The 24201-nt window shown below is 43.7% G+C and carries 24 protein-coding genes and 1 riboswitch; of the genes, 22 read left to right on the top strand and 2 right to left on the bottom strand.

Annotated features, from left to right (window positions below; translation table 11 throughout):
• The first annotated feature begins 145 nt into the window (after positions 1-145).
• Positions 146-1498: a 6-phospho-alpha-glucosidase gene (locus ACXADT_RS20395; protein WP_474832604.1), complete on the top strand. Its 1353-nt coding sequence runs from the start codon at positions 146-148 to the stop codon at positions 1496-1498.
• A gap of 86 nt (positions 1499-1584) precedes the next feature.
• Positions 1585-3138: a PTS transporter subunit EIIC gene (locus ACXADT_RS20390; RefSeq protein ID WP_474832603.1), complete on the top strand. Its 1554-nt coding sequence runs from the start codon at positions 1585-1587 to the stop codon at positions 3136-3138.
• Positions 3139-3180: 42 nt separating this feature from the next.
• On the opposite strand, the gene ACXADT_RS20385 is transcribed toward ACXADT_RS20390, so the two are convergent.
• Positions 3181-3873, bottom strand: a complete 693-nt coding sequence (locus ACXADT_RS20385) for a phosphatase PAP2 family protein (RefSeq protein ID WP_474835864.1) — start codon at positions 3871-3873, stop codon at positions 3181-3183.
• A gap of 142 nt (positions 3874-4015) precedes the next feature.
• Here ACXADT_RS20385 and ACXADT_RS20380 point away from each other — a divergent pair, with 142 nt between their 5' ends.
• From ACXADT_RS20380 to ACXADT_RS20320, 13 genes are all read left to right on the top strand, one after another.
• Positions 4016-4537 (top strand): DNA topology modulation protein, encoded by a 522-nt coding sequence (locus ACXADT_RS20380; protein ID WP_474832599.1) that lies wholly within the window; start codon positions 4016-4018, stop codon positions 4535-4537.
• Positions 4530-5021 (top strand): NUDIX domain-containing protein, encoded by a 492-nt coding sequence (locus ACXADT_RS20375; RefSeq protein WP_474832598.1) that lies wholly within the window; start codon positions 4530-4532, stop codon positions 5019-5021. Before ACXADT_RS20380 ends, ACXADT_RS20375 begins: the two co-directional genes overlap by 8 nt.
• 167 nt (positions 5022-5188) lie before the next feature.
• The gene (locus ACXADT_RS20370) at positions 5189-6607 is read left to right on the top strand and encodes a sodium:solute symporter family protein (RefSeq protein ID WP_474832596.1); all 1419 of its coding nucleotides are present in this window, start codon (positions 5189-5191) and stop codon (positions 6605-6607) included.
• The gene (locus tag ACXADT_RS20365; RefSeq protein WP_474832595.1) at positions 6591-8279 is read left to right on the top strand and encodes a sensor histidine kinase; all 1689 of its coding nucleotides are present in this window, start codon (positions 6591-6593) and stop codon (positions 8277-8279) included. Before ACXADT_RS20370 ends, ACXADT_RS20365 begins: the two co-directional genes overlap by 17 nt.
• The gene (locus ACXADT_RS20360) at positions 8280-9656 is read left to right on the top strand and encodes a sigma-54-dependent transcriptional regulator (RefSeq protein WP_474832593.1); all 1377 of its coding nucleotides are present in this window, start codon (positions 8280-8282) and stop codon (positions 9654-9656) included.
• A 139-nt stretch (positions 9657-9795) separates the two neighbouring features.
• Positions 9796-11037, top strand: a complete 1242-nt coding sequence (locus ACXADT_RS20355) for an NRAMP family divalent metal transporter (protein ID WP_474813624.1) — start codon at positions 9796-9798, stop codon at positions 11035-11037.
• A gap of 18 nt (positions 11038-11055) precedes the next feature.
• Complete coding sequence (gene pxpB, locus ACXADT_RS20350; protein ID WP_474832592.1) at positions 11056-11787, top strand: 5-oxoprolinase subunit PxpB; 732 nt, start codon at positions 11056-11058, stop codon at positions 11785-11787.
• Positions 11784-12557, top strand: coding sequence for a LamB/YcsF family protein (locus tag ACXADT_RS20345; protein WP_474832590.1), 774 nt, complete (start codon positions 11784-11786; stop codon positions 12555-12557). Before pxpB ends, ACXADT_RS20345 begins: the two co-directional genes overlap by 4 nt.
• Complete coding sequence (locus tag ACXADT_RS20340) at positions 12550-13497, top strand: 5-oxoprolinase subunit C family protein (protein ID WP_474832588.1); 948 nt, start codon at positions 12550-12552, stop codon at positions 13495-13497. Before ACXADT_RS20345 ends, ACXADT_RS20340 begins: the two co-directional genes overlap by 8 nt.
• A gap of 13 nt (positions 13498-13510) precedes the next feature.
• Positions 13511-13978, top strand: coding sequence for an acetyl-CoA carboxylase biotin carboxyl carrier protein (gene accB, locus ACXADT_RS20335; RefSeq protein WP_474832587.1), 468 nt, complete (start codon positions 13511-13513; stop codon positions 13976-13978).
• Positions 13979-13990: 12 nt separating this feature from the next.
• Entirely contained in the window at positions 13991-15334 is a 1344-nt protein-coding gene (accC, locus tag ACXADT_RS20330) for an acetyl-CoA carboxylase biotin carboxylase subunit (RefSeq protein ID WP_474832585.1), read from the top strand.
• A gap of 15 nt (positions 15335-15349) precedes the next feature.
• The gene (locus tag ACXADT_RS20325) at positions 15350-16105 is read left to right on the top strand and encodes a putative hydro-lyase (protein ID WP_474832584.1); all 756 of its coding nucleotides are present in this window, start codon (positions 15350-15352) and stop codon (positions 16103-16105) included.
• Between the two features lie 174 nt (positions 16106-16279).
• The gene (locus tag ACXADT_RS20320) at positions 16280-17266 is read left to right on the top strand and encodes a zinc-binding dehydrogenase (protein ID WP_474832583.1); all 987 of its coding nucleotides are present in this window, start codon (positions 16280-16282) and stop codon (positions 17264-17266) included.
• An 82-nt stretch (positions 17267-17348) separates the two neighbouring features.
• Here the strand turns inward: ACXADT_RS20320 and ACXADT_RS20315 are convergent, their stop codons facing one another.
• Positions 17349-17888: a GNAT family N-acetyltransferase gene (locus tag ACXADT_RS20315; protein ID WP_474832581.1), complete on the bottom strand. Its 540-nt coding sequence runs from the start codon at positions 17886-17888 to the stop codon at positions 17349-17351.
• Between the two features lie 134 nt (positions 17889-18022).
• On the opposite strand from ACXADT_RS20315, the gene ACXADT_RS20310 reads away from it, so the two are divergent.
• From ACXADT_RS20310 to ACXADT_RS20280, 7 genes are all read left to right on the top strand, one after another.
• Complete coding sequence (locus ACXADT_RS20310) at positions 18023-18289, top strand: hypothetical protein (RefSeq protein ID WP_474832580.1); 267 nt, start codon at positions 18023-18025, stop codon at positions 18287-18289.
• A 51-nt stretch (positions 18290-18340) separates the two neighbouring features.
• Positions 18341-19111: a hypothetical protein gene (locus ACXADT_RS20305; RefSeq protein WP_474832578.1), complete on the top strand. Its 771-nt coding sequence runs from the start codon at positions 18341-18343 to the stop codon at positions 19109-19111.
• 214 nt (positions 19112-19325) lie between these two features.
• Positions 19326-19850 (top strand): sigma-70 family RNA polymerase sigma factor, encoded by a 525-nt coding sequence (locus tag ACXADT_RS20300; protein ID WP_474832576.1) that lies wholly within the window; start codon positions 19326-19328, stop codon positions 19848-19850.
• Positions 19843-20823, top strand: a complete 981-nt coding sequence (locus ACXADT_RS20295) for an LCP family glycopolymer transferase (RefSeq protein WP_474832575.1) — start codon at positions 19843-19845, stop codon at positions 20821-20823. Before ACXADT_RS20300 ends, ACXADT_RS20295 begins: the two co-directional genes overlap by 8 nt.
• A 163-nt stretch (positions 20824-20986) precedes the next feature.
• Positions 20987-21757 carry a DUF2628 domain-containing protein gene (locus tag ACXADT_RS20290; RefSeq protein ID WP_474832573.1) on the top strand — a complete coding sequence of 257 codons (771 nt, stop codon included), beginning with the start codon at positions 20987-20989 and terminating at the stop codon, positions 21755-21757.
• Positions 21758-21858: 101 nt separating this feature from the next.
• A riboswitch (purine riboswitch) is annotated at positions 21859-21961 on the top strand.
• Between the two features lie 222 nt (positions 21962-22183).
• A complete protein-coding gene (locus tag ACXADT_RS20285) occupies positions 22184-23044 on the top strand; it encodes a 5'-methylthioadenosine/S-adenosylhomocysteine nucleosidase (protein ID WP_474834603.1) in 861 nt (286 codons plus the stop codon).
• Positions 23045-23153: 109 nt separating this feature from the next.
• Positions 23154-24161 (top strand): S66 family peptidase, encoded by a 1008-nt coding sequence (locus ACXADT_RS20280; protein ID WP_474832572.1) that lies wholly within the window; start codon positions 23154-23156, stop codon positions 24159-24161.
• The last annotated feature ends 40 nt before the right edge of the window (positions 24162-24201 follow it).

Genomic DNA, 24201 nt, shown 5'->3' with positions numbered 1-24201 from the left:
ACTCCTCCACTCGATAATCTCTGTCACTATTATAACGAATTCTATTCAAAATAAAAGAATAGCGTTGACCTTATCTCTGATATGTATTATATTCATGTTAACAACTTTTTAATACAAATATAATACCTTTTAGGGGGCTAACCACATGAAAAAGCAGAATTTAGTCGTCGTAGGTGGCGGAAGCACGTATACGATTGGCATGATCATGAGTTTAGTAGCGGAAAAAGAACAGTTTCCTTTGAAAACGATTACGTTTTATGACACTGATGCCAAAAGACAGGAAAAAGTAGCCAAAGCATCAGAGATCATCCTTCGTGAAAAGTATCCTGAGCTAGAAAGCTTTTCATATACAACTGATAAAGAGGAAGCATTAACTGGCGCAGATTTTGTGTTCGTTCAAATTCGAACAGGTGGCCTTCAGATGCGAGAGAGGGATGAACAGATTCCACTATCCTACAATACGGTAGGACAAGAAACGTGTGGACCTGGTGGGATGGCATATGGATTGCGTTCAATCGGAGACATGATTGAGCTCGTAAACGACATTCGTCATTATTCACCAGAAGCGTGGATTTTGAACTATACGAATCCTGCAGCGATCGTAGCGGAAGCACTTCGAAGAGAATTCCCTAACGATAAGAAACTTTTGAATATCTGTGATATGCCAGCGGCGATCATGGTTAGCTATGCAGGTATTCTCGGAAAAGAAGTATTCGACCTCGTACCTGAATATTTCGGTTTAAACCACTTTGGTTGGTTTACGAAAATCTATGACAAAGATGGGAACGATCACACAGATACGATTAAGCGTGCGATCACGGATGATGGGTTCCTTCCAGAGGATGCAGAGATCGCGAACGATCCTTCTTGGATCTACACATTCAAGCAGGTTGAGCGAATGGTCACTGATTTCCCTGAATATCTACCAAACACGTATCTACAATACTATCTGTATCCTTCCGACATGGTGAAGAAGGAAGATGTGACGAACACAAGAGCTCGTCAAGTCATCAACGGAAGACAGAAGCGTGTCCATGCGCTTGCTGATCAAATCATCGAAGATAACTCAACTGAAAACGTGGAGCTTGAAGTTGACATTCACGGCCGCTATATGATCCGCGTTGCAGCGTCAATGGCGTACAACAACGGTGACATCTTCATCGTTATGGTTGAGAACAACGGTACGATTGCTAATCTTCCAGATGACGCTATGGTTGAAGTTCCTGCGATGATGACAAACCGAGGTCCGAAACCTTTTGCGGTTGGTCATATTTCTACCTTCTACAAAGGTCTGATTGAAGGGCAGCTCGCTTATGAAAAGCTTGTTGTTGATGCGTACTTTGAGAACTCTTACGAAAAAGCGCTACAAGCACTTACGTTAAATCGTACGGTTGTTGATGCACCAGTAGCTCGTCAGATTCTTGATGATCTTATTGAAGCAAACAAAGAACAGTGGCCAAACCTACAAAAAAGTAAAGAGCTCGTTCACTCTAGATAATGGTAGTGAAGGACCCGAATGATTTCGGGTCTTTCTAAAACACACATAAGAAAACGCTTGCTTGAATGGAGAAGGAGGGACATTCAGTGAAGAAATATTTTGGTAGTCTTCAGAAATTCGGAAAATCCTTGATGGTACCTGTTGCGCTTCTTCCGGCTGCTGGTATTCTGCTCGGGTTTGGAGCTGCTTTAACGGGACCATTAACAGATACCTTTTCGTTTCTACAGGCTGATGCGATTCAATTCATTGGAAACGGCATGTTGGATATTGGGATCTCGATCTTTAATAACCTCGCCATTATCTTTGCGATCGGTGTGGCAATCGGGTTAACAGGTGGATCTGGAATCGCGGCACTCGCTGCATTACTCGGGTACATCATCATGAATAAAACGATTTCCTTCGCGCTCGGCATCACGCCAGAAATGGTTGCTGAAAACGGAGAATATGGAATGGCACTCGGAATTCCAACCCTTGAAACAGGGGTGTTAGGTGGAATCATCGTCGGATTGTTAGCGGTATTCGTTTATAACAAGTTTCATGAGTTTGATCCTCCTGAAGTACTCGGTTTCTTCGCAGGAGATCGTTCAGTCGGAATCGCAATGGTCTTTTCATCTATTTTTCTTGCGATGGCGATGATGCTCGTGTGGCCACCGATTCAGACGGGAATCAACGCGGTTGCGAACGTCATTGCAAACGGATCAACGAATCCACTCTACATCGGACTGTACGGTTTTCTTGAACGTGTGTTAATTCCAACAGGTCTTCATCACATCTGGTACGCTCCGTTCTTATGGACGTCTCTTGGTGGGACAACTGAAGTAGCGGGCAGCATGGTTTCAGGAGATCAGTACATTTTCCTTGCTCAGATTGCAGAGGGCGTCGAAGTAACGGCCGGTCGTTTCATGGCAGGTAAATTCCCAGTGATTATGTTCGGTCTTGTGGGTGCTGCGCTTGCAATGTATCGCCAGGCTGACAAAAACAACCGTCCTGTTGTAAAAGGGATGCTGATTGCCGCAGCGGGTACGGCGTTCCTTACAGGAATTACAGAGCCAATTGAATTCACGTTCTTATTTGTTGCGCCGCTTCTATTTGTCTTTCATGCGGTGCTTGCTGGAATCTCTTTTGCAGTGACGTACATGCTTGACGTTCACCTCGGTTGGGCAGGAGGTTCTGGTTTCATTGACTTCGTTCTCGTCAACGCACTACCTGGAACGCCAAACTGGTGGATGAACATCGTTCTTGGGGCAATCTTCTTCTTCGTTTACTACTTCTCCTTTTCTTTTGCGATTAAGAAATGGGATCTTGCTACACCAGGAAGAGGTGGACAGGAGAATAAGCTCTTCACAAGAAAGGACTATAATAAGAAAGACCCAGGAAAGAAATCTGGGAAGAACAAAGAAATGGCTACGGAGATCATGGCCGCGCTCGGTGGACAGGAAAACCTTAAGCATGTTGATGCATGCTTCACTCGTCTTCGGGTTGAGGTTGAAGATGTCAAAGCGATCAATGAGGATCGTTTAAAGGAACTCGGTGCTGCTGGTGTCGTTAAAGTGGATAAAAATATCCAAGCCGTTTTTGGAGGACGTTCTGATCTTTATAAAAATGAGATCAATAAAGTAATAAAAGAGTCTGCATCCTAAGCGAAAGGTGCTTCTCCATAAGGGGAAGCACCTTTTCCTATCCTAGCTTTTCTTATGCCTCCGCTGACGCCACAGCATGAGTTCGAGTGCCATGATACAGATTAGTAACCACGCTAAGCCGAGTGTGAGACCCGCTAGGATGTCGGTTAGGTAATGAACGCCGATAAAGATCCGGCTGAGCGCGACTGTAACGGTTAGCACGCCGAGGATGGTGTTGATCGTAATCTTCCATCTCCTTTTTAGATTGCTAATCACGATTAAGTAAAATAAGAATCCATAAAACGTGATTGCGCCAGTCGAGTGACCGCTCGGAAAGCTGAAGCCTGTTCCGTCAAACTTCTCGAGTACATCTGGTCTTTGTCGCTCGAATAATAACTTTAATCCTTTTGTGAGTCCGCTGATTCCAAGCATATTGACTAACAAGAAAAAGGAAACCCACTTGCTTTTATCCGAGATAAACAGCAAATAAATGAGGGTTAGAACAGTCCCTATCGTTATCCAGGTCACTGAACCCGCTTCCGTTATCCTTCCCATGATCCCGCTGAGTGCTGGGGTATCGATCGAACTGATGAGTTGCGTCGCGAGTTTATCGATCATAAACTGTTCGTTCTCCGCAACATCTTCAGCTAATGAGAAGAAAAAGAAAAATGCTGCTCCTATGGTGATAAACCCACCTAATATGAGAGCGATGGAGACTTTTGAATAGTTTGATGGATGAATGTTCTTAAATATCACGATGGTTGCTCCTTTTGTAAATAAGATGGTAAGGTTCATTACCCTTCTCATAAAGGCTTTCAAACAGGTGAGTGTTGGGTTGGCTAAACGAGCAAGCTATTGTACTATGAAATAATTGGTAAGAGTGCTGGGGGGGAGCAGCTTGAGAAAAATCGCGATAATCGGTTCTGGAGGCTCAGGAAAGTCGACGCTAGCAAGAGAATTGGGAGAACGACTACAAATCGATGTGTACCATCTGGATGCGTTGTTTTGGAAGCCGAATTGGGAAGGAGTACCAAAGGAAGAACAACGAGAGGTGCAGGTCAACATCGTTTCAAAAGACGAATGGATTTGTGATGGGAACTACGGAGGGACGATGGAGATTCGTCTTGATGCTGCGGATACGGTCATCTTTCTTGATCTTCCTAGGACGCTTTGTACGTATCGAGTCTTTAAACGAGCGGTTTTATACCATAACCGAACGAGACCTGACATGGGGGAAGGGTGTAAGGAGAAGGTTTCTCTTACGTTCTTGAAATGGGTTTGGAATTATCCGAAAGAGAAGCGCCCAGATGTTTTACGAAGGTTAGATCGTCTTCCTGAGGAGAAGAAGGTTTATCACCTTACTTCAAAGAAAGGGATTGCCAATTTCTTAACGAATATAGGGAGTGAAGAACGTGTTTAGTATCGTTTTAGGGTGTGAGAAAGGCGAGCGAATGGTCTACAGAGAGGCCGTGCGCGCTATTTTAATAGAAGATGATCGGATTCTCCTCGTGTATTCAAATTTAGGAGATTATAAGTTTCCTGGCGGTGGGATTGAAGAGGGTGAGACGCATGCAGAGGCGATCGTGCGTGAAATTGCAGAGGAAACAGGATATGTGAACGGTTTGATCGGAGAGAAGGCGGGAACGATTGTGGAACGGAACGAAGACCTCTATGAAGAGGGAGCGATTTTCGAAATGACCTCTCACTATTATTTTTGCGAAGTTCCCGGAGAATTGGCACCACAACTGTTAGATGACTACGAGTCCGAACAAGAATTCACCCCAGTTTGGGTCACACTTGAAGAAGCGATCATGCAGAACGAAGAAGCGTTGAAGAAAAATAGTGCGAACCGGTGGATTCATAGAGAGAATACTGTCCTAAAACAATTGAGCAAGAACCAATAGATTGTGAGCCGCTTAGTCTGTGGCTCTTTTTTTTATGGCAGAAAACACAAAGTAAGGAAGGTATACGTTTGGATATACTTGGGATGTGGGTGGAGTCATGGTTTGAGGACGTGAATTTGTATATAATGAAGCAAGTGCTTTAGGTAAGAATGGAAAGGAGGGTTCTGATGGATGAACTCCTTTACTTAGGTGTATTCCTGATTTATACGATTGCGATTTTAATCCTTGGAAAACACGGGTTTGATAAAACGGATGAACTGAGAGGGTACTTCCTGGCAGGAAGAAACCTTTCGTTATTTCCAAGCGTCGCATCCTTTTGTGCGACCTGGTTCAGTGCAGCGTCACTCCTTGGTTTGCCAGGGTTGATCTATGAAGGTGGCGTTTCGGTAATCTGGACAACAGCGGTTGCGTGGTTGTTAGGGATTATCGGGCTTCTCTTTATTTCATCAAAACTTTCTACATATAACGTTGTCACGGTACCTGAGTTTTTCCTTGTAAGGTACGATTCGAAATTACTTCAAGTTTGGATCGGAATCATCTTGAGCGTCAGTTATTTATTGTACGTCGTGATTCAGATCCGAGGATTCGGAATCGTTGTGAGTGAAATGCTGGAAGTACCGTATATTGTCAGCGTCTTTCTTGTTTATCTTTTCGTATTGTACACCACGTTCGGAGGGCTGCATTCTGTGGCGCGTACAGATATTTTTCACTTTTATCTCATCCTTGGCGGAACGATCCTTGGCTCTCTTTTTGTGGTGAACGAGATCGGAGGGCTAGAGGTATTTACGAGTGATCTCGTCGTGAGAGCGACCCGAGGAGATTCCTATTTAGCGCTTTTTCCTGAAGAAGGGCTACCGTTTTGGACGCTTCTGAGCGCATTTTTTGCATTAGGGATAGGCGTTGCTGCGAATCCACAGTATGCGGTTCGGATCTTATCAGCTCGTTCGAAACAAATTGCGTGGAAGATGATCGCAACGAGTGCGATTTTTCTTGTGCTCATCTATTTTGCGATTTTTGTGATCGGCATCGGTTCACGGATGATCAATCCGGGAGTCGTATTCGAAAGTACTGACGAAATCTACCCTCACGTTATTTCATACTTGCTGCAAACACCATGGAAGGGGATCTTGCTGATCAGCGTTGTGGCGGCTGCCATTTCAACGGCTAACTCACAGCTTCTAATCATGGCGAGCAGCTTTGTTTATGATATTACGCTTCCACTACGAAAAAAGAAGAGTGTCGATCAACAGGTTATTTCATGGACGCGCTGGGTTATTTTCATGTTTGCGACGTTTTCCTTGTTGATTGCGTTTCAACCTCCTGAAGGAATCGTTCCCTTTAGTGGACACGTATGGGGGATTATAGCGGTCTCGATGTTCTTTCCGTTGTACGGAGGTCTCTATACGGCTAGATCAAAACAAAACGCTGTCCTGTCCACATTCGGTGGGACACTCGCATATGTACTTGCGTTTTTCCTAATCCCAGATCACGTTCATCCTGTTTATCATCCTGTCCTGCCGTCGATTTTAATCGCTGGTATCCTTTATTTCTGGAAGGGAGGTACGCATGATGAGAAATTCGATTGAACGGAAGATCCTCGTTCCTTTTCTAATCATCGTACTCCTTCCAAGTTTTATTATCGGAGCGGTCTCGATGTGGGCGAGCTACCAGTCAGAGAAACAGCTGAAAGAGGCAACGGTTAGTGAAACGTTAACGAGCATCGATCGCTACGTTGGTATCTTTAATGAACGTGTGCAAAATGGCGACATGAGTGAACGTGATGCCAAATCGTTAGTCAAGGTGATGATCGATGAAAAAGTAGGATTGTATGTTGAGGATGAAGAGGGGAATTTCTACTCAGGTGGAAAGGACTATCAAGCAGAGGAATTAGAGTGGTTAAACGGCAACAGTGAGCCATCAAGCTTTGTTATCGAAAAAGCGGTGATAACTGAAGAGCTCGAACAATGGGGGTGGAAGCTTTATTTCCCGATCGAGTTCTCGTTCTATTCAGGTTCGCTTCCTGATATTCAAAAATATACGCTGCTCATCATCATCTTCATGGGTGTGATCGCCGTGCAGTTTACGATCATTTTTTCTTACCACCTCTCAAAGCCCATTAAAAACCTTGCTGCTTATTGTAAGCGGATTGCAATGGGAGATAGAGGGAAAGAGCCGGATATTAAAACGAATCGTAAAGATGAAATCGGCGTTCTCTCAAATTCGTTACAAGATATGGTCCAAACGCTAGATAAACGAAATGGACAGATCGAGAAGATTAAAAAGCTGAACGAAACGATCTTAAATAGTGTGCATGTGGGAATGGTTCTTCTCGTCGAAGGGTCAGATTCTGTTTATAATGAGGCTGCACAGCGTATGATGGATGATGATCCTTCATTGGAACAGCGTGTTAGACGTCTTACTGTTCATGAGACGACGAAGAGAAAAGAAGAGATATGGAATCATAAATATAATGAAGAAAAGGTGTATTATGCGGTAAACTATAGAGTGATTAAAGGAACTGAGCGAAATCGCTCGATCATTACGTTCGAAGATATTACGAATCGAAGAAAGCTTGAGCAACGCGTTGAACGGATGTCCCGCTTAGCATCGTTAGGTGAGATGGCATCAGGAATCGCACATGAGATTCGTAATCCACTCGCAGGGATCAGAACAACGACCCAGCTCCTTATTCGCAGGTTGGAGCTTGGCAAGGATGAGCTAGCGTTAACTGAAAACATGCTGATCGACATCGACCGGGTGAACAAGATCATAACCAATATCCTTCAGTTCTCAAGACCGCTTGATTCTAACCCGTCGTTTATAAAGGTGGATGAAACGATGCGCTCACTCGTGTTATTGATGGAAGGAATGGCGAGTGAGAAAAACGTAACATTGCATCATAGTGAAAATGGATATGGTATTTTGGTCGATCGAGACCATCTTCGTCAAATCCTTCTCAACTTGATCATTAATGGAATTAACGCGATGCCAGAAGGTGGAGAATTAACGCTTTCTAGTGGAACAACTGGGGATAAGCGGACGATTTACGTATCAGATACAGGAGTTGGCATGGAAGATAGCATGCTGGATAAAATTTTTGATCCATTTTATACAACGAGGTCTGAAGGGACTGGACTCGGGCTATCGATCGTACACCAGCTTGTTGTGCAAAATAACGGCGAGATCGATGTAAGAAGTACGCCAGGAAAAGGAACGACTTTTTCCATAACATTCCCGACAAGGAAGGAGGAAGCGTAAATGGCAGTGAAGATTGGAATCGTTGATGACGAGACAACGCTTAGGCTTACGCTGCAAATGTTTCTTGAAGATGAAGGCTATGAAGTACGTTCCGCATCTTCACTTGAAGATGGCTGGGAGCTGCTCGAATCGTTTAACCCACAGGTGCTGCTGTTAGATATACGTTTACCCGATGGAAACGGGCTCGACGCGCTGCATGAATTCAAAGAGCGATACCCGCTAATGGCGGTAATGATGCTGACTGCGTATGGTGATGCGAAAACGGCTGTAAGAGCAATTAAGGAAGGCGCGTTCGATTACTTAACGAAGCCATTTGAGTTAGAAGAGTTAAAAATTACGCTGGAGAAGTGGAGCAAGCAGCAGCACCTTGAAAAAGAAGTCGAGCGTTACCGTGAAGAAGAGCGGCGTACGAAGCTCGTACAAATGATCGGTGAAAGTGATCAGATGAACGAGTTGAAAGGGAAGATTTCGTTGATTGCCGAAAGCAACGATACGACGGTTTTAATAAGAGGTGAGACGGGAACGGGAAAAGAACTCGTTGCGAGGAGCATCCACCAGCAGAGTAAACGCCACGATGGCCCGTTTGTCGCCGTGAACTGCGCAAGTATTCCTGCTGATCTTATCGAAATCGAACTTTTTGGTCGAGAAGAAAACAGTGTCAGAGACCAGTCGAATGGTAAAGTCGGTTTAGTCGAGTGGGCTGATGGTGGTACGTTATTTTTAGATGAAATCGGAGATCTTTCGCTCGATATACAAGTAAAGCTTTTACGATTTCTAGAGGATAAACGAATTAAGCGCGTCGGTAGTGTGCATGACCTTGAGGTAGATGTTAGGATTATTGCTGCTACGAACCGCTCTCTTGAAGAAATGATTCAAGAGAAAGAGTTCCGGTCTGATCTCTATTATCGGTTGAACGTGGTGCCGATCAAATTAACTCCGCTTCGTGAGCGAGATGAGGACGTCATTATGCTGACTGACCATTTCTTGAATGAGTTTTGTCAGCAGATGAGGAAGGATACCCCAACATTACGGGCAGATGCAAAAAAGCGGTTGTTAAACTATGATTGGCCTGGAAACGTGAGAGAACTTAAGAATACGATCGAGCGAATTGCGATCTTACATCAGGAAAAGGAGCTAGCTGCCACACATTTCGATTTCTTAAATCCTGTTGAAGGTCATGTAGAGGGATCAAAAACGATCGATGATGTTGTGTTTGAAGACGCCTTTTCACTTGAGGATCACATCGAGAGCATCGAAAAGAAGTATATCGAAAAAGCAATTCAGGATTCGAAATGGAACATTACGCAAGCAGCGAAACTACTAGGGATCAGTCGTTACGCCCTTCAAAGACGGATTGAAAAATACGAGATCACATGAGCGAAACCGCCCACATCGGGCGGTTTTTTTGTGCGGAATCTTATAAAACTATCAGAAAATTACGTGATAAGGTAGAGATAAGAGAAAAAACGTAGCGATTCATTCGACAGATGATTCGTGTTTTTGAAGGAGGAAGACGATGGGTATCAAAAAAGAACAGCCCCTTGAAACAGTAGACTTAGAACAAAATCGTCCAACAAAAAGCAAGTGGGGAGTCATTCTTGGTGCCGCATTCCTGATGGGTTCATCAGCAATCGGTCCAGGATTTCTAACACAAACGGCTGTGTTTACAGAACAGCTACTCGCAAGCTTTGGTTTTGTTATCTTAATGTCAATCATTCTTGATATTGGTGTTCAGGCGAACATCTGGCGAATCATCGCGGTATCGAAACGAAAAGGACAAGATATTGCGAACATGGTTTTACCGGGACTCGGATACTTCTTAGCATTTGCAGTTGCGCTAGGAGGACTTGCTTTTAATATCGGTAACGTTGGTGGTGCTGGACTCGGAATGAACGTCTTGTTCGGAATCGATCCACGTATCGGAGCAGCGATCACGGGTGTCATTACGATCGGAATCTTCTTATCGAAAGAAGCGGGAATCGCGATGGATAAGATCGCACGTCTACTAGGTGGCGTTATGATTCTGCTTACACTTTATGTCGCGTTCCAAAGTAATCCACCGGTTGGCGACGCTGTTGTTCATACGTTCGCGCCGACCACAATCGATGTGTTTGCCATCATCACGTTAGTAGGTGGAACGGTCGGTGGTTATATTACGTTTGCTGGTGGTCACAGACTTCTTGATGCTGGGATTTCAGGGAAAGAAAACCTTCACCAGGTAACGAAGAGCTCTGTCTCAGGTATCTTGATCGCATCGATCATGCGAGTATTTCTATTCCTCGCCGTACTTGGCGTCGTAACAGCTGGTTTTGCACTTGATCCAGCAAACCCACCTGCTTCTGTTTTCCAACATGCGGCGGGCGCAATCGGGTATAAGATGTTTGGTATCGTCCTTTGGGCAGCTGGAATCACGTCAGTTGTTGGTGCAGCATACACGTCCGTGTCATTTTTAAGAACACTTTCTAAAAAAGTCGATAAGCATCATTCGGGCGTAACGATCGGATTTATCGCCGTTTCGACGATTATCTTTGCATTCATCGGAAAGCCGGTTCTGTTACTCATTCTTGCAGGTGCATTCAACGGATTGATTTTACCTGTAGCACTTGGAACACTTCTCATCGCAGCGTACAAGAAATCGATCGTAGGTGACTACAAGCATCCACTATGGTTAACGATCTTCGGAGGTTTTGTCTTCTTGATCACAGCATATTTAGCGATCGTGACGCTTATTGATAAAATTCCACAACTCTTTGCTTAATCGATAGGAGGAACATGCGTGAAACTTGATTATCATCCACTCGGGGATACGGGCATCCAGCTCGTATTCGGCTCCGAAATAACGGAAGAAACGAATCAGAAGATAAGAATGTTTGCGGATTATTTAACAGATCATCCGATCGACGGTGTTGTTGAGTGGGTGCCAGCCTACACAACATTAACGATTTATTATCTTCCTACAAAACTTTCATACGGTTCATTACGAAAGAAGCTAGAAGAGATCAGTGAAAAACAACAAGGAAGAGAAGCAGAATCTGCTTCTCTTGTTTATATCATCCCAACGTATTACGGGGGTGAAGATCTCCCATTCGTTGCAGAACACAATGGTCGAACAGAAGAAGAAGTCATCGAACGTCATTCAGGAAAAGATTATCTCATTTACATGATGGGATTTGTGCCAGGCTTCCCTTATTTAGGCGGTATGCCTGAAGAGATCGCGACGCCTAGACGAGAAAATCCTCGTGCTGCTATTGCACCAGGGTCTGTAGGAATCGCAGGATCTCAAACGGGTATTTATCCGCTTCAGTCTCCAGGAGGATGGCAGATCATCGGGAGAACGCCAGTGAAACTCTATGACCCTGAAAGTGAGTCTCCAATCTTACTAGAATCAGGGCACTACTTACGCTTCGTGTCGATCACTAAAGAAGAATACGAGGAAATAGAAGAAGCCGTAAAACGTGGAGAGTATGTAGTAGAAACAGAGGAAAAGAAGGTGGGGGTCACATCATGAGGACAGTTGATTTGAATAGTGATTTAGGCGAAAGCTTTGGAGCATATACGATTGGGAACGATGAGAATGTGCTGAAATTTATCTCTTCAGCGAACATCGCATGCGGCTACCATGCAGGAGATCACAACGTCATGATGAGAACCGTTGAACTTGCTCATCTACTCGAAGTTGGGATTGGCGCACATCCAGGATTTCCTGATCTTGGTGGTTTTGGTCGCCGCGACATGAACATGTCAGCGGATGAAGTGTTCAACCTTGTTGCGTATCAGATCGGTGCGATCAAAGGTGTCGCAAATGTTCACGGAGCACGGGTTCAGCACGTGAAGCCGCACGGTGCACTTTATAATAAAGCAGGAAAAGACCCTTCAATTGCCAAAGCGATTGCAAACGCTGTCAAAGCGGTTGATCCAGAGCTCATTCTGTTTGGATTAGCAGGAAGCGAGCTTGCAAAAGCAGGGAAGGAAGCAGGTCTAACGGTCGCACAAGAGGTGTTTGCGGATCGTACGTATCAGCCTGATGGCTCGTTAACTCCTCGGTCAGAACCGAACGCCATGATACACGATGCAGATCTAGCTGTTCAGCGTGTCATTCGGATGGTGAAGGAACAGAAAGTAGAGGCAGTGAACGGGGAAGACATTTCGATCGAAGCAGATACGATCTGTGTGCATGGTGATGAGCCGGAAGCCCTTCGCTTCGTACAAATGTTGAGACAGCGATTAGAAAGTGAAGGAATCACAATACAACCCGTTGGAGTGAGTGCAGATGCCTAAAGACCTTTTTAAAGTAACAAAGCCTGGTCTACTAACAACGATTCAGGACGACGGTCGAATTGGATACCAGCAGTACGGGATCGTAGCAGCAGGCGCAATGGATTCTTTTTCGATGAAGATCGCTAATTTTCTAGTCGGCAACTCAGGTGACGAAGGTGTGCTAGAAGTGACCGTTATGGGACCGAAGTTCGATGTTTTAAGTGACGCTGTGATCGCAATCTGTGGCGGAAACCTTTCACCGACAGTAAACGGTAAGAAAGTGGCGATGTGGAAAAGCTTTGAAGTGAAAGAAGGAGACAAGCTGCAGTTCGGACAGCCTGTGGAAGGAGCACGAGCGTATATAAGTGTCGCTGGCGGATTCGATGTTCCGGTCGTGATGGGAAGTAAATCAACGTATCTGAAAGCAGGAATCGGCGGCTTTGAAGGACGAGCTCTTGAAAAGGGAGATGTTCTAAGACGAGCTGATACCATGGAAGGAAAAAGTGGACGTGCACTCCACTACGATGAAATCCCTTCGTATGAAAAAGAAATGGAGATCCGAGTGGTGATGGGTCCTCATGAGCAGGCGTTTACGGATGATGCCCTAGAAACCTTTTTATCTTCAGCCTACGAAGTTTCACCAAAATCAGACAGGATGGGCTACAGAGTCACCGGACCTCAGCTTGAACATAAGACGTCTGCAGATATCATTTCAGAAGCGATCCCACTCGGTGGCATCCAAGTTCCTGCAAACGGTGAACCGATCATCCTGATGTCAGATCGACAAACAACAGGAGGGTATACGAGGATCGCGACAGTTATCGCGAGTGATATTCCTTCCCTTGCTCAGGCGATGCCAGGTTGCAAGATTCGATTTAAGAAAGTCTCGGTAGAAGAAGCGCAAGAAATCTATGGACGTCACGATCGATTTACGAGAACGTTAGAAAAAGTGTCGGGATAAAGGAGAATGCTAGATGCTACAGTCAAAAGAAATCATCGATATTATTAAAAATATGGACGGAACAACCGTGGATGAAGTGCACTATGAGCAAGATGGGCTCGTTGTAAAGGTGAAAAATCAAAATCCTTATGGTACGTCAGAGAGCGGTGTAGTGGAAAAGAAAGAAGAAAAGCCAACGACAAGGAAAGAACCGTCATCCGATCGAGATGAAGAACAAGTTCAGGCACAGTCAGATAGCGATGTTCATACCGTAACGGCTCCAATCGTCGGCATGTTCTACACGTCTCCTTCTCCTGAAGAAGATGTGTTTGTTCAAGTAGGAGATACCGTTCGAGAAGATACGGTCGTATGTGTGTTAGAAGCGATGAAGATGTTCAACGATGTTCACGCTGATGTGGATGGCGAAGTTGTTGAGATCATTGCGAACAATGGCGACCTTGTGGATTTCGGACAGCCACTATTCAAAGTAAAACCAGAATAGGAGAGAGCATAGATGGGGATTAAAAAAGTACTAGTCGCAAATCGTGGAGAAATTGCTGTACGCATCATACGTGCGTGTCACGAACTTGACCTAGAAGCGGTTGCAGTCTATTCAGAGGCTGATCGTGACGCTCTTCATGTGGAACTAGCGGATGAAAGCTATTGTATCGGTCCGACTTATTCGAAAGATAGCTACTTGAATATGGCAAACATCATGACCGCAGCAATCAACGGTGGTGTTGACGCCATTCATCCAGGTTACGGATTTTTATCGGAGAATGCAGCGTTCGCAGAAATCTGCGAAGACAATAACATCACGTTTATTGGACCGAGTAGTAAAGCCATCAATCAGATGGGGACGAAAGATGTTGCGAGAGAAACGATGAGATCAGCAGGTGTTCCTGTCGTACCAGGTTCGAATGGCATTATTAAAAACAACGAACAAGCCGTTGACCTTGCAGCTGAGATGGGCTATCCCGTTATTATTAAAGCAACAGCTGGTGGTGGCGGAAAGGGAATCCGTGTCGTAAGAGAGGAATCGGAGTTACTTAAAGCCATCAATGTGACCCAGCAGGAAGCGGCAAAAGCGTTTGGAAACCCGGGTGTCTACATAGAGAAGTTCATTGAAAACTTCCGTCATATTGAAATTCAAATTCTTGCAGATAACCACGGGAACGTCGTTCATCTTGGTGAGCGTGATTGTTCAATCCAAAGGCGTATGCAAAAGCTTGTAGAAGAAACGCCGTCCCCAGCGCTCGATAAGTCGATTCGAAACGAGATGGGTGAAGCAGCCGTTCGCGCTGCCAAGGCAGTAAATTATTCAGGTGCGGGCACCGTCGAGTTTATTTATGATGAAGACGGCCAGTATTACTTTATGGAAATGAACACACGTATTCAGGTTGAGCATCCGGTAACGGAAATGGTCACAGGAGTGGACTTGATCAAAGAAATGATCAAGGTTGCGAACGGCGAAGTGTTACCGATTAAGCAGGATGATATCGTCCTTACAGGCTGGTCGATGGAGTGTCGAATCAATGCAGAAGATCCAGATCGTGACTTTATGCCTTCTGCAGGAAAGGTAGAGACCTATTTGCCTCCTGGAGGTTTTGGGGTTCGCGTTGACTCAGCTATGTATTCTGGCTATGTTATCCCGCCTTTTTACGATTCGATGGTTGCGAAGCTTATCACGTATGGTGCCACACGTGAGGAAGCGATGCAGCGGATGAAGCGAGCACTAAGTGAATTTAAAATTAAAGGAATCAAGACGACGATTCCATTTCATCAGAAGCTATTAAACCATGAAAAGTTTGTAGAAGGTGACTTTAATACAAAGTTTCTTGAAATTTATGAGCTTTAAAGGAAGGTGAGCTTGATGTTAAAACCAAGTGAACAACGTCTAAGATTTAGAGATCAAACGGATCAAGCGACGACTTCAGGCATGTGTGATGGGTATCTGCAAGCAAACATGATCACTCTTCCGAGGGAATACGCATCAGACTTTCTTAAGTTTTGCGAACGAAATCCGAAGCCTTGTCCATTAGTAGATGTGTTAGAAGCAGGTCAGGTAAAACCGAATATTGCTGATGCAGATATTCGGACTGACCTTCCGAAATACCGTATCTATCAAAATGGAACTTTGAAAGAGGAGGCGCTAAACTTAAAGGAGTACTGGCGTGACGACTTCGTAACGTTTTTACTCGGATGTAGTTTTACGTTCGAGAAAGCTCTGGCGGAAGCAGGAATCAGCTTATTGCATCAAGAGATGAAGAAAGTTGTTCCAATGTACCAGACCTCGATCGCATGTAAAGAGGCAGGCCGTTTCTCTGGAGGAATGGTTGTCAGCATGAGAGCGATCAAGAAGGAAGAGCTCGACGAAGCCGTGCGCATCACGGCAGAATTTCCTGATGCACACGGTGCTCCGGTTCATATCGGCGACCCTTCTGAAATTGGTATTCATGATTTTGAAAATCCAGACTACGGGGAGTATACGCCTTTTGATTCGGAAGAGCGAATCCCAGTGTTCTGGGCATGTGGAGTAACACCGCAGTATGTCGGCTTAAACGCAAAACCTGAGATTATGATCACGCACGCGCCTGGCCACATGCTGATCACAGATCAAATGGGCTGAAGATCGTTCAATAAAAACGTTCGTTAGAGAAGGGGAATCGGTAATCGATTCCTCGCTTTTTTTTGCGCTAAGGTTCCCGCGTGCTCGAAGCAAGATATTTTTAAAAACATTCTATAAAGCCTATACTTTAAGCTGAAATAAAAAGGCATGTTACTAAAAGGAGAGGATTCATACATGAAAGCGTTACTGCTTAAAGAAAAAGGCGAGTGGGATAGCATGACGGTGGAGGAGATCCAAACACCAAAACCGGGAAAAGGTGAAGTCCTCGTCAAGATTCATGCTGCTGGATTAAACCCAGTTGATTATAAAACTGCGACGAACGGTAATCCAAACTGGGAATATCCACACATCTTAGGTCTTGATGGTGCTGGAGTCATCGAAGAAGTAGGTGAAGATGTGACGGAGTGGAAGAAAGGAGACCGTGTGGTTTACCATGGTGATCTGACGAAGAAGGGTGTCTTCGCAGAATATGCCATTACGACTGCTCATACGATCTCAAGACTTCCTGATGCGATCTCGTTTGAAGACGCAGCAGCACTTCCTACCGCTGGATACACAGCGTATCAATCCCTTTTCAGGAAGCTTCACATTGAAAAAGGTCAAACGATCCTCATTCATGCTGGAGCTGGTGGCGTAGGCGGATTTGCAATTCAAATGGCGAAGTATATGGGATTAACCGTCATCACAACCGCTTCAAAAAGCAACCATGAGTATGTGAGGCAGCTAGGCGCGGACTATGTGATCGATTATAAGGAAGAAGATTTCGTTGAAAAATGCTTGGAACTTACTGACGGCGTTGGGATCGACGCAGTGCTCGACGCGGTGAGCGCAGAGAATGCAACGAAATCTCTCGATGCTCTAACGTTCAACGGTCAAATCGCCTATATCGCAGGTGTCCCTGAGTTTTCTCGAGGCGTTTCCTTTACACGCCCTCTCTCGTTCCACCAGATTGCACTCGGTGGTGTATATGCTTCAAACAATAAGAAAGAGCAAGCTGATCTCGCTAGAATGGGAGACGAAATGGTGAACCTCGTACTCGGTGGCCATGTTGATCCAACGGTTAAGCATGTCATCTCATTAGAGGAAGTGCCAGAAGCACTCGTAAAGCTCTCAGAACGTCATGTTACTGGGAAAATTGTAGCGAAAGTGGTTGAAGAATAGGTAGAGTGACACGATAACGATATCGTTTAGAACGGAAAAGCCGCGCAGCTATGGATCGAGGCGTGGCTTTTCTCTATCATTTTTATACTGCCGTCTTATTATTCCGTAACACGGTAATAAATCCATCGAGGATATCGTGACTGATGAAAAAGCCTTTTCGCTGATAAAAGTCTAGCGCATTTTGATTGCCATTCGATACGAAGATAAAATGATCTTGAACGTCTTTTTCATTCCGCAGCCATTCCATCGACATGTCGAAAAGCTTAGAACCAACCCCATACTGTCGATAACCATCTTTTATATAAAATTGAGATAAGCAACCTACAAAGTCTCCACTTACTGACGATAGATCAAAGAAAGTCGCAAAGTCATTATCATACGCTTCTTTACGTGAAATGTTCGAGTACACATATCCTATGATCTCCTCTTCGTCTTTTACAACGACAATGTAATTTTTCTCCGCTTTCTCCACAGATGGAACCAATCGTGTTTCAAAGCTCATGTCATCGAATAATTCGGGGGTGATGTGCGCTTTTGATTTTTGGAAAACCATCAGCTCGTTACAAATCTCTCGACAGCACTCGATTTCTTCAGGACTGATCACGTCATATGTAAGATTCATTGGCATTCTCTCCTGACTACTAAAAGCGTTTTCTACCTATTAGTATAGCTTTCAGTTGGTTGGAAATGAAGACACCTTGTGAAACATTTAAAAAAGAAAAAACGTACAAGTAATAAGAAAGGGTGTTTTTACCAGTGGGGTACTTAAAAAAGATCCAATACATGATAGGTTTGCCGTCAGCTCTCATCTTAATGATATCGCTTTTAGTAAGCTATGAACCTGTAACAATCATCGCGCTAATAGGTTGTTTTATCGCTCTGATATGCAGGCAGATCCGTTACCATCGATACTCCTATCGACTTGGCCATCCTGATCGTCACTCCGATGAACTCGGGTATGACCTGACGGACGATCATCTCGACGAAGCAGAAACGTATGACCGTGACCGACAAAAGAGGTGAACGCACTTTTTTATGGAAATAGTGGGTTAGCACAAAATGAGGGGGATCACGATGATTGCGCCAGAACAGATTATGACCGTTTGGAAAACGTTTGATGACTTTCCGATGGAGACACTTACGAAAGCGTGGTATTTCAATAAAGCGCAGAAAAAGCAGAGAGAAGTTGCTTTGATGAAAGAACATCGAGCGCAATATGGCATTACAGGTAATTGCTTTGATCTCGCGTACTGGTTGCTCGATGAGTTTAAAAGAAGTGGTGTGAAAGCCTATCCGATCGGACACGATTTACATACAGAAGATGCTCATGTTGCTGTCGTTGCGGTAGATGAAAGAGGGAGACGCTATTTATGTGACCTTGGGGATCAATGGATACAGCCTGTCTTAATCGACTCGGAATGTGAGGATTATTCAAATGAAAAGCTTGATGGCTTTTTTCCAGGGGCGCGCATTCAGGTGAGCCCTCATGATGAGCAGCTTACTGTTCTTTACGAGAGACCGAATGGCAAGGTTTCGAAACAGGTTTATGATACGAGAGTGGTTGAGATGGGAGAGTTTAAACGTGCAGCAGAGCATTCCCAACACCTCATAAAACCGGTACCATTACTTGAGTGTAGGGTCCCGTTTAAAGAAGAGACAGCTCATTGGGAGTTTTATAACTGGAGAAGTTTTATGAGTACGACAGCGGGGTTATATAACGAGCGAGACCTAACTAGTATCGAAGAATGGACTGCTAGAATACATAAACGGACAGGGTATGATGAATTGTTCGTACTAGAAGTATTAGAGATTTACAATAAGCGAAGGTCAGTTGAGAGGAGGTAATGGAGTTGGGGATGGGGGCAATAAGTATTTTTCTCATCGCAATTCTTCCTATACTTGGAATCGCGCTACTTGGAATCTATTTCATAAGAAAAAGCATACGAAATAAGTGACTTCCGAATCCTAGGAAGTCATTTTATTTTATCCGCTTTGAAACTATTTCATCGATGGTCTCGTCAAACTTCCAGAACAAATCACTTGATAGAGAGGAGCTAAAATGAAAGACGTTGAGAAGGACGCCATGTTAGAAGAAATCATGATTGATTATGGAGATGAGCTTGTACGATTGGCTTATACATATGTAAAGGATACTTATACCTCAAAAGATCTTGTGCAGAATGTGTTTATTAAATGCTATGAAAAAATTCATACCTTTCGTGAAGACGCAGCTTTAAGAACATGGCTCTACAGAATAACAATCAATGAGTGCAAAGATTATGTGAAAAGTTGGGGATACAGAAAGCTCCAGGTATCTAATTTTATACAAGAGACAGCTAATGGATTTGAGGCTTCTGTTGAAAACAAAGTGATTCAGCAATCGACGAACGAAGAAATTAAAGAGATCGTCTTATCTCTCCCTATCAAGTATAAGGAAGTGATTTTTCTTTATTTCTATCATTCTCTAAAAATAGAAGAGATCGCAGAAATAACCTCGATTACGCCTAACACGGTTAAAACGAGATTAAGGAGAGGGAAGCAGAAGCTGAGATTAATGATAGAGGAGGCAGAGATGTATGGATGATGAACAATTGAAAGAAGCCCTCCGTGAAAATGATGAGGACCTTCAATTTACAAAGCATGATCGGCAAAACGTGTTTAGGAAAATTGAAGCCAGAAATGGAGAGAGAAATAAACGAACCTTTTTTAAAGGGAGACTATTTCCTATTACGGCGACTGCACTTGTTGCAACGATATGTTTTATATTGCTCATACCTTCTCTCCTCAGTAATCAAGGGACACCCATTATCTTAAAAGATGATGTTGTCACGGGCAGTAATGAAAGAAGTGATATTACTACGATCGTTGTCATGGTAACAAACTCTACGGACCGAACGGATGCTAACCTGCTAGTTTCTTTTGACAAAGTTTCCAATAATATTAATGTCATCGCCATGCCACGCAGTTTAAAAGTTCCTATTCTAAAGCCAGGGGGAGAACTAGTTAGTGAAGACAAACTCACTCATGCCTATGCGTATGGATCCGGTCCTGAAGCGACGAGCAAAACGCTAGGGGATTATTTCAGTGTAGAAGTAGATTACTATGTTTCTATCGATCGGAATGATATACAGAAATTGCTTGAACCAAGAGATGTTATTACGGACGATGTGGAGGAAGCTACAACAATCCCAGGCCCAAGCGGGAGCGAGCTTCAGCTAACCAAAGGCTTGAATCGATTTGGACCTGAAGAAATCGCTACACTTCTAGGATCAGATGTACGTAATGAACAAGTGTCAGTGTTAATCGATCATATTATGAAAATTTTTGTGAATGGGTTAACGCAAGATGGGCTTGAATATCTCTCGAAAGAAGCACGAACAAACATTGATTCAGTGGACTTTACGGGGGTGTGGGATGCGTCTTACCAATACGATGTTAGAACAATCTCAGTGTCCGAAGGGATAAGGGAAACTAAAGATAACGGACACTTTTTTATAGAGTTTGAACAAGGTTTCTTGTATGAATTAAAAAAGAAGATGAAGGATTTCGATTGGTAATGTAAGCGGTGATCACCATGATGGTGGTCACTGTTTTTTTAAGGTGTGATGAAAGTAAGTGATGGGCCTTTTGATTCACTTACTTTTGTAAAATTGGTTGTCCCTTCCTAATTGTTAACGTATCCTTAAGTATGTTAACTAGTTTGATCGGGGGAAAAGTGTGTTGAAGAAAAAGGATAAAGACATAAAGTTTGAAAGCCTTGATGAAGAATTACGTGAAGAAGTGCTTGAGTATACGGGAAAGAGATCAGACGTTTACGAAAAGAAGTGGAGCAAATTATCAAACAAAAAGTCGCAGATTTCATGGAACTGGGCGTCGTTCCTTTTTAATCTGTTTTGGTTTGCATTCCGTAAGATGAACATTTATGCCTATTCGTTACTAGGTGTTATCGTCTTGATCGATGTTTTGTCCATCCTTTACTTTAAGAAGACGATTTCGGGTACAAGTATGGGACCTATATTTATAGCGTTCGCTCTCTTATCAAATAAACTGTATTTTGATTTTGTACTTAAACAAGTAAAGAAATTGAAAGAAAAATACCCTGATCGTGATGAACGCTTGGCAGCCATAAGGAAGCAGGGGGGCGTAAGTTGGCTTAGAGCTATTCTTTTTGTATTAATCGTCTTCATCTATTCTTTCTCAATCATGTTTGTAGAAGAAGAAGTGTACTTTTCCTACATGGAGCCAAAGTTCACTGAAGCATATGAATTACAAGAAGCGGGTCAGCTTGATGAAGCACTAGAGGTGTATGAGTCGATAGAAAATGACAATATACCTGTAGCAGAAATTCATTTAAACAAGATGTACATATACTCCGATAAAGGTCAGGATGAAAAAGTTTTAGAAGAAGTAAATGCTTATTTAGAGATCAGGCCAGAGGATGAGGAAATGCTTGAAATAAAAGAATTAGTCCTTGATCGGCTAGAAGAGTGAGAATTGTCTATCGTTATTTAGACGAACGTTAAATGATTATTTTCATTTAACGTTCGTTTTTAGGTTGAACTTCCTTTGTTCCTTTGATATAGTTACACAGTAAACAACTAAAAAACATTGCTCGTATATCCTCAGTAATATGGTCTGAGTGTCTCTACCTGGTTCCCGTAAACGAACTAGACTACGAGTTAAAGTATATGCCGGTACTAGCCGTGTTCTTTTTGCTATGGTTATTTCTATTGTTGATACTTTGACTTTGGTGGTCTAGAAGGTAGATGTCACTCTACATTTCTAGGCCTTTTTCTGTGGAGAAAACGGTGCATCAAACATCTTAGAGGGGAGCACAGTAGAAGTAGTGGAGAAGACAACATCATTCGAACAACAAAGGGGAGTTTTCAATTGAAACGTAGAATAGAAGCAAGATACATGGCGATCGCAATGGTTTCTTTACTAATACTTTCTGTAATGGCAGGATGCAGTTCTTCCACGAAAAGTGAGGCTGAAGCAGCTAAGGAGAATGAAAAGCAGCCTCTCATCGTTCAAGGGCCAATGCCGATTGAAGCTGAGAAGTTTGCTAGTAAGTTAAGTGATGTGAAAGAAGAAAAGTCTGGTTCATTTGTGTTTTATAAAGGAACATTGGACGGTTACCCTGTGATCGTCACGAAGACGGGTAAAGGAATGGAGAATACTGCGGCTGCAACGGCTGTAGCGATCGAAAAGTATGACCCGATCGCTATTATCAACCAAGGTACTTCGGGTGGGCATGATCCAGATCTTCACGTCTTCGATATCGTTCTAGGTGAACGAACTGTCAATCTCGGTTCATTGAAAACACCGAACAAAGATGAAGGGGAAGGCATTTCACCGAAAGAGTGGATTCCGATGGACTTGATGGCATCAGAAGGAAGTGCGGGAGAAGATCCTGATGCAGAAAACATCCGTTATTTTGAAGGTGACAAAACGTTACTAAAGGCTGCTCATGCGGTAAAAGATACCTACACAAAAGGAAAGATCGTCGATGGTACGATCGGTTCAGCAGATGTATGGAACAATGAAGTGGATCGCATCAATTGGTTTCATGAGAATTTCGGATCTTCAGTAGAAGAGATGGAAGGTGCGGCTGGCGCACAGATTGCAAAAGCGTATGATGTTCCTTTTCTTGGCATTCGCGTACTTTCCAACAACAAAGTAAACGACGGTGCGTATAACCCTGAAACCGCAGAAGCAAATCAGGAATATGTTTATGAAGTCGTGAAAGAATATTTAACGATGATTGAAGAAAAGTAATCGCTTAGAGTGTGGATGCGTCCACACTCTTTTATGTAGCGGAAGGAAACGAGCGCTGTTTATAGAAGATGATTGAATGCACAAAACCAAATAGTGAGGAAGATGCATCATGATTCAGTATCCAACGTTAAAAAATAGCGCAAAGATTGGAGTAACCGCTCCATCTTCTGGAGTACCAGAAAGCTTACATACGATTCTTCGTGAAGCTATTGAAAAAGTAGAAGCAAAAGGGTATGACGTTTCCTGTGGAGAGACAGTCTGGACTCAGAAAAAGGCAAAGTCAGCAAGTGCGAAGGTTCGAGCGGATGAATTTAATAGACTGATGCAGGATGAGGAGATCGACCTCATCGTGCCACCTTGGGGCGGAGAGCTATTGATCGAAATTCTCGAGCATATTGAATTTGAAAACATCAAACCGAAATGGATTCTCGGCTATTCAGACGTTAGCGCGCTGTTGTTTTCCATCACATTGAAAACAGGTATTGCGACAGCTCATGGAACAAACTTGATCGATTTAAGAGGTGACTATCAAGACCCGACAACTGCAATGTGGGAAACCGTTTTGAAAACGAAAAAAGGTGAAATGGTCGTCCAACATTCTTCTGAAGCCTACCAGAAGGAATGGGACCACGAAAATCCATCTCCATGTGTCTTTCATTTGACTGAACAGACTGAATGGAAATCAACGGAAGACGATGTTTCGTTAGAAGGACGGTTGCTTGGAGGGTGCCTCGACATCCTCACACATCTCGTCGGCACGCCATATGGCGATGTAGCGTCATTTAGAGAAACGCATTCAGATGAGCCAATCCTCTGGTATTTTGAGAACTGTGATTTGAATACAACGAGTGTAAGACGGTCGCTAGTTCAAATGAAACTAGCAGGGTGGTTCGATCATTGCTCAGGTATTTTGTTTGGGAGGAGTGCAGCGAATCAACCAGTGAATGGGTATGTCATTGAAGATGTGTATGAACAGCTTGCGGAAGAAATCGGAGTGCCTGTAGTTTACGATATCGACTGTGGTCATGTTCCTCCACAGCTCACATTGATAAACGGTGCTCGTGCAAAAGTGACAGCGCGTAATGGAAAGGGAAAAGTAATTCAAACATTCGACTGAATTTCACTTCTCATCAGGAAAAAGAGCTAGATTTTTGTAG

It is taken from the genome of Anaerobacillus sp. ABR4_321 (genome assembly GCF_056158505.1).
Note: the sequence above shows the minus strand (reverse complement) of the source record. Positions and strands in the feature narration are given on the sequence as shown.